The organism is Pseudomonas sp. GW460-LB5 (assembly GCF_059423245.1).
The window spans coordinates 1-8,863 of sequence record NZ_JBWKXT010000109.1 but is presented as its reverse complement, the minus strand read 5'-3'; the positions used below and the strand labels follow the sequence as shown (position 1 = coordinate 8,863).

The window sequence follows — 8,863 nt, the reverse complement described above, 5'->3', positions numbered from 1 at the left end:
GGGCGGCAGAAAACCCACCTGGGGCGGCAGAAAACCCAGGGGGTGGGGCGGCAGCTGCCCCCAGAACCAGTCACCTTTCTGAACCAGTCAAGGAACCTAAACCTATGTGCACTTCGGTGGCAGACGGGTTCGAGCAGTTCTGGAAGTTGTACCCGAAAAAGAAGAGCCGCAAAGACGCACTGAAGGCATGGAACAAGCTCAGCCCGGAAGCTGAGCTTCAGGCCGTGATGATCACAGCTCTAGCCCAGCACTGCGTGTCGCGTGATTGGACCAAGGACAACGGCCAGTACATCCCAATGGCCTCGACCTGGCTCAACGGCGAGCGCTGGCACGACGTTCTGCAGCCCGCCGGCGCGACTGCTCAAGGTGGCGCCTTCAACAACCTCCCGCATCACACCGATGACATGTACCAGGAGAGCCACGATGGCCGCCCAAATTTCTGATCTGTTCCACCGCGCCCCGGCCAAACGCATCTTCTCCGGCGAGTGCCCGGTGCATGGCCGCGTCGATATGAGCGAAGTCGAGCAGTTGGACGGTTCGATGCTGGCGCGTGGCTGCAAGCGCTGCGCCTGGGAGGCCCTGCACACCACGCCTCGCGACTCTGCGGAGCGGGCCCTGGCCACTGCCCAGCGCAAGGCCGAAGACAGCATGGCTGCGTTGATCAGCGCCGGCATCACCCCCCGCTTCGCTGCGGCCACCTTCGACAGCTATCGCGCCGAGAAAGACCCGCAGCAAAAGGCTCTGGCCAAGTGCCGGGCCTATGCTGAGCAGTTCCCGGTCAACTATCGGGCCGGTCGTTCGCTCCTGCTGACCGGGAACGTCGGCTGCGGCAAGACCCACCTGGCCAGCGCAATCGTTCGCACCGTGGTGGCCGACCGCTGCCGGGCGCTGATAATCCCGGCCGGGGACATTGTTAGCATTGCCCGCGCCTCAATGGTGCCCGGATCGGGCTACACCGAACGTGACGTGGCAGTCCACCTTGGCGGCTTGGATCTGCTGGTGATCGACGAAGTCGGCGCTCAAAAGGGCAGCGAGTATGAGCTGGGCCTGCTGCACAGCATCATCGACCGCCGTTATCAGGCGGTTCTGCCGACTGTGGTAATCAGCAACTTGAGCGCCGACGGCCTCAAGTCCTACATCGGCGATCGCGCCCTTGACCGCTTGCGCCAGAACGGCGGGCAGCAAGTCGGGTTCACCTGGGAGTCGAAGAGGGCTGCGGCATGAGGGCCCTGTATAGCGACGAGGCCGAGCACGGCATGCTTGGCGCAGTCATTCACGCTTCGCTGCAACAGGATGTGGGCTTGGTCGAGGACATGCTCGGCCAGATGACCTCAGCCGACTTCTATCATGCCGACAATGCGGCACTGTTCGAGGCGATGCTGGAGTGCCGCGAGCAAGCCATGCCCATCGATCCGGTGACCTTGGGCGCGGTTCAACGCCTGCTCCCGGGTGGCGACAACGTCATGGCCTATGCCGCCGAGTTGGCCAGCAAGGTTCCTTCGCTGGCCAACTGGAAGGCCTACGCCAAGCACGTCAAGGAGTGGGGCGTGATCCGCCGCATTCTGGACGTGGCTGGCGGCGCGCAGGAAATGGTGCAGGCCGGCGCACCTACCGGCGATGTCATCGCAGCAGCCCAGCAGGCCATGGCCGACCTGCGTGACCTCGACGGCGAGACCAAGGGCTTCAAGCGCCTGGACGATTGGATGGGGGCCGCCGCGCAGTTGGTCGATGACAAGTTCAACGGCAACGCTCCCGCGTGGCCAGCCACCGGTCTTGAAAAGCTGGATGAGCTGGTCCAAGGCATTCGCCCGAAGAAGGTGACGGTGATCGCTGGCCTGCCCGGGAGCGGCAAGACCACGCTGGCCTTGCAGATCGCCCAGCACAACGCCGTCAAGGAGCGGAAACCGTGGCTGGTGTTCTCCATTGAAATGCCGGGCGAGGAGCTTGGCATGCGCGCCATCGCCTCGCTGGGTGGGGTTTCGCTGCACCGCTTGGACAACCCCGCCAAGATGCAGGACGACGATTGGGCGCGGATGGTCGGCGCGGTTGCGCAGGCCCAGGATGCTCCGCTGTTCGTGTGCGACGACCCCGTGCAGACCCCGGCGACCATCCGGGCAACGGCGCGCCAGTGCCAGCGCGAGCACGGCCTGGCCGGGATCGTGGTCGACTACCTCACACTGGTGCGCGGCGACCGTGCAGGGCGGAGCCGCAACGAGGAGGTGGGTAAGATCAGCAAGGCATTGCTTCAGATGGCCAAGGAGATGGCCATACCGGTCATTGAGCTGGCCCAGCTGAACCGCGAATCGACCAAGCGTCCCGGGAAGAAGCCCCAGTCCAGCGACTTGCGCGACTCCGGCGAGATTGAGGCTGACGCCAGCTGCATCCTGATGGTGCACCGCGACATGGATACGGAGGAGGGCCAGAACGGCCTCACCGAGATCCTGATGACCAAGTGCCGCCATGCGCGGGTTGGCAGCTGCGTTGTCCAGCAGGAAGGACAGTATGGCCGGTTCGCGACCTATGCCGGTTCGCTGCCCAGCGACGACGAGGTGGAGGCGGGTCGCGGCAGTTACGCCCACCGGTACAAAGGGGGGGGTAATGAGCGATTCTAAGACCCTGACTGTCACCCTCAGCGATGCGGAGATCCGTCGCCACGCTGCCGGCGAGGTCTTCCAACTGCGCGATACCCGTCATCGTGAGCTGCGGTTCCGCTTCTCGACCGTGGACCGCTCCCGCGGCGCCTGGCACGTCGTTGTACGCGGTCGATGGGGCAAGGCCGGCGATTACCCGGGGATCAACACCAAGACCATGCTGGCCACGCTGCCGGCGATCCTGGCGCGCCGGGCTGCCGATGCCGACGCCAAGTCGACGACCACCAACTGGGCCACGGTGGGCGATGTGCTGGCGTGGTACCGCGACCGGATGAGCCGTGATCGGGGGCTTTCGGCCAAGCGCAAGGCAAGTGCCAAATCGGCGCTTGATCGCCACCTGGTGCCTCGCCTGGGTGACCTGCCGCTGGCCGAGACCAACAAGCAGGCGATCGACCAGCGCCTGATGTGGCCGATGCAGGAGCGCTATGCGCTGTCCTTCGTGCGTTCGGTTTACGGGGTGCTCTCGGTGGCGTTCCGCCAAGCCCTTCGCCTGGACATGCTGCCGGCCAACCCCATGGCCTCGCTGAAGTTCACCGATTTCGTGCGGACCCGGATCAGGCCCCGACCGGCGCGCCTGCGTGGTGACGATGTGCCCGGCCTGTTGCTGGTGGTGACCGAGCGCTTCGAGGTGGAGCCGGCGGGCTGCATGCTGGCCCTGATGATGCTGTGCCACGGCTCCCGTCTGGGTGAGACCCGGCTGGCGCGCTGGCGCAACGTCAACCTCGATGCAGGGCGCTGGTTCATCCCGGCAGGGGACACCAAGACCAAGGCCGAGCACACGCTGCCGCTGACGGTCCAGGCCTGCGCGCTGCTGCGCCGATACCAAGGCCTGCAGGTCGCCCAGGGCTACATCGGGCCGCTGCTGTTCCCGGGCAGCCACGGTGCACCGCTGAGCCCGAGCAAGGCCAGTACCTTGTTCACTGATCTGGCCAAGGGCGAATGGTCGAGCCATGACCTTCGCAAGGTGGCCCGCACGGCGTGGACCGACCTTGGGGTGGACTACATGGTGGGCGAACTGCTGTTGAACCACGCCATGAAGGACCTCGACGCTACCTACATCCACACCACCGCCGAGGGCCTGAAACGTCAGGCGCTGGAGGCCTGGCACAAGCATCTCGACGGGCAGGGATTCGCCGCCATTCACACCGAGACATTGCTGGGACACAAAACCGAACCTGCAACCGCTGACGCCACTAACGGCGCGGGTTTCAGCACCTCACAGCATCCATCCCAAGGGAGGATGCACGATCAAGAATTCAAGCCAGGAGATGACCATGAGTAACGTCACCGCGGCCCTGCCGCGCAAGAACCTGACCCCGGTAGAGCGGGAGTTCCTCAAGAAGGGCAACCGCCTTCTGCTCGATCAGACCAATGGCCGGATCGCAGCCGCAGCACTGATGGACATCGTGGCTGACTGGCATGGCTCCCGGGCGATTCAGGGGTTTGAGCAATACGCCAAGGCCTGGATCATCCAGGGCGGCGCCAAGAATAAGCACGCCCACAAGCTCCTGTGCGAGCTGTTCGGCCTGGACACCGACCCAACGCCCCGGAGGGCCGCATGAAGAAGCGCACCTACATGGACAAACCGCTGGGCGATACGGAATGGTTGCTCGAGCAGTGGGGTAGCTGGCGAATGGATGGAATGGGGGTGCCCCGTTACGTCTCGCCGTCGATCACGGCTGCCGCATCTGGTGGTGGCTGTCTGTACACCCTGACCGACGACGAAGCGCTGGCCATCGATTCGGCGGTGGCCAAGCTGACCAAGCGCAACCAGCAGATGGGAGACTTCGTGTGGCTCTACTTCGGATCGAAGTGGACCATGGTGCGGTTGGGCGAGTCAGCTGGAATCTCTGAGCGCACGGCAAGGGAGATCGTCAAGGGCGGCGTCGGTTTCGTCGATGGATATCTGCATGGACTTAGCGAGGCGGCGTAAAAAGTTCTTTCATGCCGGATAAAGACCTGTTTTCATAGCAGCGTGTCCAGCTTGCAACGTTACGCGACACAGACAAACCCCGGCCATCGTGTCGGGGTTTTGTGTTTTTGAGGGGCTTCGATTCAGGTAGCCCTCCAGAAAAAGCATTTTTCTTGTATGAGGGAACGATTTGATAGCGCTATGATTCTGATAGGTTGCTACTCAATAACATGGAAGACCGTGAGTATGAAAAACGTTCTCGCCGTTGTGGCGCTTTCCCTTTTCGCTGCGTCCGCCGGAGCGGCTGAGCTATCCGGAGCGCTTGGCGCGACAGGCCAAGGTGGTCTTACAGCGCGCGTCGGCATTGGCTTTAACTGGGGCAAAAGCTGGTTTGAATCCAGTACTGGCCGTTTCACCGGTTATTGGGATGCTGGCTACACCTACTGGGAAGCAGGCGATGCTTCAGGTGGGGCTCACTCGCTGTCCTTCGCTCCTGTGTTCGTCTATGAGTTCGGCAGTGGGAATGTGAAGCCCTTCATCGAGGCGGGTATCGGCGTGGCCGTGTTCTCAGGCACTTCGGCAGGCGATCAGGATTTTGGCTCTGCTTTCAACTTCGAAGACCGTATTGGTGCGGGTCTCAAGATTGGCGAGACACAGAAAGTAGGCATCCGAGCGATTCACTACTCCAACGCTGGTATCAAGCAGCCGAACGACGGCATTGAGTCGTACTCTCTGTTCTACAGTCACCAGATTTAACCATTTTCTGCGTTGCTCCCCTTGCCCGCCCTGTGTGGGCTTTTTTATGCGGATGACACGCTCAGGCAGCTGGGCTAAGTCGGTAGTGGCGTCGATCAAAGCCGTGCGCTCCCTGATCGGCTACGCGATGAGAGTCTGGGGTACGTGACCCAGCGAGCCAGACCAACAAGCCGGGTAAGCACCGGTCCTCCGCACCCATTCCAAGCCTCGGTATCTGCCGGGGCTTTTTCGTATCTGGAGGCTGTATGGAAAAGCTACAGCTCGACGTTGAGGTTGAGGGCGCCGCTGACTTCCTGCGCCCTCTGGGCGAAACGCTCAAGTCACTTGAACAGTTTCCCGAGCTGCCGCTCCAGGTCTTTCGTGACCTTGTCACCCACAGCCTTCATGAGCTTTCCGTAAGTCTCGACAGCGCCGCACTTGCCGCAGGTGACCTTCGAGTTGTTGTTCGGCCTAGCCGGAACCTCGAACTTGTCACTGCCGCACTTGGCGCACTTGAGGGTTACCTTCATCGTTTTTCGCTCCGTGAAACGTCTTGTGTGGAAACTCGACGATAGCACGGGGCTATCTTTTCACGTATCCAAGGGCTCGCCAGTTCGACGGGTCATTTTGTTTCTGGAGCACCACCTATGGCCGAGCCAAGTACCGGCGCCCTCGCAGTGACCGGCGTACTTGCCAGCGTCGGCCTGGGTGCCCCGGCATAGCTAATCATCCCCCTCAATGCGTACATCCGAGATACCCAAATCTGCGACCGCACTGCGGAGATCATCATGTGATAAGCGGCACGGCGCGCGCGCCTCAGACAAGGGGTCAGCGGGGGCATGCAGACGGAGGAGAGCGGTCAGCACATTGTCTTCGTTCGGCGTGCTAGACCAATCGCATATCCAGAATCTGGTATGGCCTTTGAGGTTGTAGTCGATGCGGTATTTCATAAGTTGCCGGACCTCCGCCATTGGACGTCAGTTATGCCGAAGCGCTCAGCAGCAGGCCGAGAGACTTTTCTGATATCCGAAGCAGTGAACTTAGGGATGACTCCAACGCCGGCTTCGCAGGCAGCCCAGTGCCAGGCCTCAGCGTTATCCATCCTCTCGGCGCGGACGATGAATTCGCGAGCTTCTCCATGGAGGTGATAAGCGACCACATAGATGTTACTGACGGGCATTTACTAGTTCCTTCTAGCGAAGCCAGATCGGCCAACATTCCTTTTAACCCCTAGGGATTCCGGGGGCAAGCATCCGGCCGGTTTAACGCCGGAGCACAATTCTCACGTACGGAGCAAGCAAATGGACCCGACCGACCTGGGCCCAGGCACAGCCACCTGGCTGGGCGGTAGTGGCATCGTTGTCACGGGCGCATTGCTATGGGTGCGCCGCTTCCTGTCCAAGGACGCTGCTGATCGCGCTATGGACAATGCCGATATCGGCACTGTCCGCCGGCTTAATGAACTGCTCGATTCCGAGCGAGAGGCCCGAAAGCTGGCCGAGGCCCGCGCCGATCAGTTCGCCAAGGAGCGCAACGAGTTGGCAGCAGCAGTTGGACGGATGGAAGGAAAGATTGAAGCGCTCACGTGTCAGGTGGGCCAGCTCACTGAGAAGGTGACCACGCAGAGCGCAGAGATCTCCCGGCTGCGTGCACAGCTTGGAGGTACAGCCTGATGGACAAATGCGCTTTGGAATTCATCGCTCGACGCTGGTGGCGACGGGCAGAGGTGTGGGTCATCGCTGTGGTGCTCATTGCAGGCGGTGCAGTTCTGGGTTGGCAGTCTGCTTATTGGTCGATGGCCAGCACTCAGTCGCACCAGGTCGACGAGATCCGGAAGGCCTACGACGCCGCAATGGCTGAACGTGACAAGCGTCTGGACGAGCTGACCAGAAAGGCCGAGAGCGCCGCGACCAAGGCGTCGAAGGCAGCCACTACCGCGACCCAGGCAGCCGACAAGGCTGATGAGGCGCTGAACCGGGTATCGCAGTAGCCGCGCCACAAATCAGACATGCGCCGTTTCGTGGCGCGAGCACGCTGATCATGCGTTCCGCCAGATTAGTGAAGCACTCGACCGAAGACCGGTTGAAGCTGATCCCTTTCGTGGATGACTCCGCGCGCTGCCTTGGTAATTACATCTTGCTGAAGCTGATTAACCTCCATGGTGAGGACACGAACGGCAGTTTGATAAACAACTGATCCGGACGCCTCGGGATGCTCCTCCAGTAGGCCTTCAAGCTTCTCGGTTAACAAAACGCACCTGTCTATAAGCTCTTCGATTTCTTTCATCACGGTTTCTCCAGATCTTTCCGCTACGACCATCCGGGCGGAATGTCGTTCCGACGACCCCGCGGATGCGCCGATTTCATTGCGCGAGAGAGCTTATCGAACATGGCCAAGCAACCCTATACACCATGCAGGCTGTATGTCGACGGTGCCGACGGCATTGCAGTCAGTGATTTCATAACCACTGCTGCCGGATCTGCCTATTTGGTGCAGACGCTGCGTGTGAGCCGCACCCGGCCAGAGCGAAAGTACATGGGCTGCTTGCGCTGGCCCATCGCCGAGATACCCGCCGATGCGCGGTGCTACCAGCTGACCTGGTACAGGAGGTGAGCAATGGCCTGTAGTGGATGCGCCGCCCGGCGCGAATGGATCAACAAGTGGATGAAGGTGGCATATGAACGATCAAAGCAAATCGTTGGCGGTGGCGACCATCGTTCCAGCACCAAACACCAATCCGAACAGCCCGCACCTCGCGACGGGGACCAAGGTCCTGCTCAGTGATGGAAGTGAGCTGGAGGGCGTGTTGAGCATTGAGCTCAAGGTTTCGGTGGACAATCCGGTGTGGCATGCGGTGATCACCGTGCTACCTCGAGAGATTCCCGTTGTGACGGTGGATGCCCAGGTGGATCAGATCGAGGTCACCAGCCTCATGAGCGACTCGCGGCAGTGTCGGCAGGCAGAGCAATGAGCCTGGCTGTTGAAGAGCGAATGGATCAGCTCCTCGCTGAGCTGCAGAAGCAGACGAGCCTGCTTGAGCAGATAGCAGCGCAGAACCTGGCACTGATCGAAGCGCTGGCTGACGGTGACGATGTAGATCCTGACGCCGTGCCATTGGCCTACCTGGATGGCACGCCCGTTCACGGTGGCCGCTGATGGCCAGGCTCACGTCCCTCAAGCCACCGATGCAGGCGCAGCCATCAAGGCTGGCGACGGTCAACCCGGAGTCATGGCGAACGGCGAAGGATACAGCTGCCCAGCGTGGCTATGGGTACAAGTGGCAAGTGGCGCGGGCCGAATGGCTCCAGGCCAACCCGCTGTGTGTGTACTGCCAGCGTGAGGGGCGGGTGACCGCAGGTACTGTCGTCGACCACATCGTCCCGCACAGGGGCGACATGAAGCTGTTCTGGAACCGAGGCAACTGGCAGACCCTGTGCAGGCATTGTCACGACGTGGTGAAGGCAGCCGAGGAGGCCGCCGGCCAGATCGGTTGATGCACGGCGATGGCGTGCCTCAAGCGGTTGAAGCACGTCATTTCCCCGATTCCAAGGGGTGGGGTGGGGTG

16 protein-coding genes are annotated in these 8,863 nt (G+C 61.5%); 13 read left to right on the top strand and 3 right to left on the bottom strand.

The annotated features are described in order from the left end of the window. The 7 genes from AC07XM_RS30665 to AC07XM_RS30635 all read left to right on the top strand — a co-directional run. Positions 1-443: LvrA C-terminal domain-related protein (locus tag AC07XM_RS30665; protein WP_495046075.1), on the top strand; the 443-nt coding region annotated here is incomplete at its 5' end. Continuing rightward, entirely contained in the window at positions 424-1,224 is an 801-nt protein-coding gene (locus AC07XM_RS30660) for an ATP-binding protein (RefSeq protein ID WP_102690270.1), read from the top strand. The genes AC07XM_RS30665 and AC07XM_RS30660, both read left to right, overlap by 20 nt. Continuing rightward, entirely contained in the window at positions 1,221-2,612 is a 1,392-nt protein-coding gene (locus AC07XM_RS30655; protein WP_102690271.1) for a replicative DNA helicase, read from the top strand. Before AC07XM_RS30660 ends, AC07XM_RS30655 begins: the two co-directional genes overlap by 4 nt. Then, complete coding sequence (locus tag AC07XM_RS30650; protein ID WP_102690272.1) at positions 2,599-3,933, top strand: tyrosine-type recombinase/integrase; 1,335 nt, start codon at positions 2,599-2,601, stop codon at positions 3,931-3,933. The genes AC07XM_RS30655 and AC07XM_RS30650 overlap by 14 nt, the downstream gene beginning before the upstream one ends. Next, positions 3,926-4,213 carry a hypothetical protein gene (locus AC07XM_RS30645; protein ID WP_102690273.1) on the top strand — a complete coding sequence of 96 codons (288 nt, stop codon included), beginning with the start codon at positions 3,926-3,928 and terminating at the stop codon, positions 4,211-4,213. The genes AC07XM_RS30650 and AC07XM_RS30645 overlap by 8 nt, the downstream gene beginning before the upstream one ends. Next, a complete protein-coding gene (locus tag AC07XM_RS30640) occupies positions 4,210-4,584 on the top strand; it encodes an antiterminator Q family protein (RefSeq protein ID WP_102690274.1) in 375 nt (124 codons plus the stop codon). Before AC07XM_RS30645 ends, AC07XM_RS30640 begins: the two co-directional genes overlap by 4 nt. A 225-nt stretch (positions 4,585-4,809) precedes the next feature. Next, entirely contained in the window at positions 4,810-5,319 is a 510-nt protein-coding gene (locus AC07XM_RS30635; RefSeq protein WP_102690275.1) for an acyloxyacyl hydrolase, read from the top strand. Between the two features lie 320 nt (positions 5,320-5,639). Here the strand turns inward: AC07XM_RS30635 and AC07XM_RS30630 are convergent, their stop codons facing one another. Next, positions 5,640-5,828: an ECs_2282 family putative zinc-binding protein gene (locus AC07XM_RS30630; protein ID WP_009685283.1), complete on the bottom strand. Its 189-nt coding sequence runs from the start codon at positions 5,826-5,828 to the stop codon at positions 5,640-5,642. A gap of 416 nt (positions 5,829-6,244) precedes the next feature. After that, positions 6,245-6,478 (bottom strand): DUF6555 family protein, encoded by a 234-nt coding sequence (locus AC07XM_RS30625; RefSeq protein WP_009685285.1) that lies wholly within the window; start codon positions 6,476-6,478, stop codon positions 6,245-6,247. 121 nt (positions 6,479-6,599) lie between these two features. Here AC07XM_RS30625 and AC07XM_RS30620 point away from each other — a divergent pair, with 121 nt between their 5' ends. Further along, positions 6,600-6,971, top strand: a complete 372-nt coding sequence (locus AC07XM_RS30620; RefSeq protein ID WP_009685286.1) for a chemotaxis protein — start codon at positions 6,600-6,602, stop codon at positions 6,969-6,971. Next, entirely contained in the window at positions 6,971-7,288 is a 318-nt protein-coding gene (locus AC07XM_RS30615) for a YfgM family protein (protein WP_012313242.1), read from the top strand. The genes AC07XM_RS30620 and AC07XM_RS30615 overlap by 1 nt, the downstream gene beginning before the upstream one ends. A 65-nt stretch (positions 7,289-7,353) precedes the next feature. On the opposite strand, the gene AC07XM_RS30610 is transcribed toward AC07XM_RS30615, so the two are convergent. Then, positions 7,354-7,584 (bottom strand): hypothetical protein, encoded by a 231-nt coding sequence (locus AC07XM_RS30610; RefSeq protein WP_042111232.1) that lies wholly within the window; start codon positions 7,582-7,584, stop codon positions 7,354-7,356. Positions 7,585-7,686: 102 nt separating this feature from the next. Between AC07XM_RS30610 and AC07XM_RS30605 the strand changes: the two genes are divergently transcribed. From AC07XM_RS30605 to AC07XM_RS30590, 4 genes are all read left to right on the top strand, one after another. Further along, positions 7,687-7,911 carry a hypothetical protein gene (locus tag AC07XM_RS30605; protein WP_009685289.1) on the top strand — a complete coding sequence of 75 codons (225 nt, stop codon included), beginning with the start codon at positions 7,687-7,689 and terminating at the stop codon, positions 7,909-7,911. 64 nt (positions 7,912-7,975) lie between these two features. After that, positions 7,976-8,269, top strand: a complete 294-nt coding sequence (locus AC07XM_RS30600; RefSeq protein ID WP_064314519.1) for a hypothetical protein — start codon at positions 7,976-7,978, stop codon at positions 8,267-8,269. A 20-nt stretch (positions 8,270-8,289) separates the two neighbouring features. Next, positions 8,290-8,454, top strand: a complete 165-nt coding sequence (locus AC07XM_RS30595) for a hypothetical protein (RefSeq protein WP_232555000.1) — start codon at positions 8,290-8,292, stop codon at positions 8,452-8,454. Then, a complete protein-coding gene (locus tag AC07XM_RS30590; protein WP_064314517.1) occupies positions 8,454-8,792 on the top strand; it encodes an HNH endonuclease in 339 nt (112 codons plus the stop codon). Before AC07XM_RS30595 ends, AC07XM_RS30590 begins: the two co-directional genes overlap by 1 nt. The last annotated feature ends 71 nt before the right edge of the window (positions 8,793-8,863 follow it).

Coding starts and splice junctions, on each gene's coding strand:
- AC07XM_RS30660 (WP_102690270.1), top strand. CDS start 424: ATGGCCGCCCAAATTTCTGATCTGTTCCACCGCGCCCCGGCCAAACGC.
- AC07XM_RS30655 (WP_102690271.1), top strand. CDS start 1,221: ATGAGGGCCCTGTATAGCGACGAGGCCGAGCACGGCATGCTTGGCGCA.
- AC07XM_RS30650 (WP_102690272.1), top strand. CDS start 2,599: ATGAGCGATTCTAAGACCCTGACTGTCACCCTCAGCGATGCGGAGATC.
- AC07XM_RS30645 (WP_102690273.1), top strand. CDS start 3,926: ATGAGTAACGTCACCGCGGCCCTGCCGCGCAAGAACCTGACCCCGGTA.
- AC07XM_RS30640 (WP_102690274.1), top strand. CDS start 4,210: ATGAAGAAGCGCACCTACATGGACAAACCGCTGGGCGATACGGAATGG.
- AC07XM_RS30635 (WP_102690275.1), top strand. CDS start 4,810: ATGAAAAACGTTCTCGCCGTTGTGGCGCTTTCCCTTTTCGCTGCGTCC.
- AC07XM_RS30630 (WP_009685283.1), bottom strand. CDS start 5,828: ATGAAGGTAACCCTCAAGTGCGCCAAGTGCGGCAGTGACAAGTTCGAG.
- AC07XM_RS30625 (WP_009685285.1), bottom strand. CDS start 6,478: ATGCCCGTCAGTAACATCTATGTGGTCGCTTATCACCTCCATGGAGAA.
- AC07XM_RS30620 (WP_009685286.1), top strand. CDS start 6,600: ATGGACCCGACCGACCTGGGCCCAGGCACAGCCACCTGGCTGGGCGGT.
- AC07XM_RS30615 (WP_012313242.1), top strand. CDS start 6,971: ATGGACAAATGCGCTTTGGAATTCATCGCTCGACGCTGGTGGCGACGG.
- AC07XM_RS30610 (WP_042111232.1), bottom strand. CDS start 7,584: ATGAAAGAAATCGAAGAGCTTATAGACAGGTGCGTTTTGTTAACCGAG.
- AC07XM_RS30605 (WP_009685289.1), top strand. CDS start 7,687: ATGGCCAAGCAACCCTATACACCATGCAGGCTGTATGTCGACGGTGCC.
- AC07XM_RS30600 (WP_064314519.1), top strand. CDS start 7,976: ATGAACGATCAAAGCAAATCGTTGGCGGTGGCGACCATCGTTCCAGCA.
- AC07XM_RS30595 (WP_232555000.1), top strand. CDS start 8,290: ATGGATCAGCTCCTCGCTGAGCTGCAGAAGCAGACGAGCCTGCTTGAG.
- AC07XM_RS30590 (WP_064314517.1), top strand. CDS start 8,454: ATGGCCAGGCTCACGTCCCTCAAGCCACCGATGCAGGCGCAGCCATCA.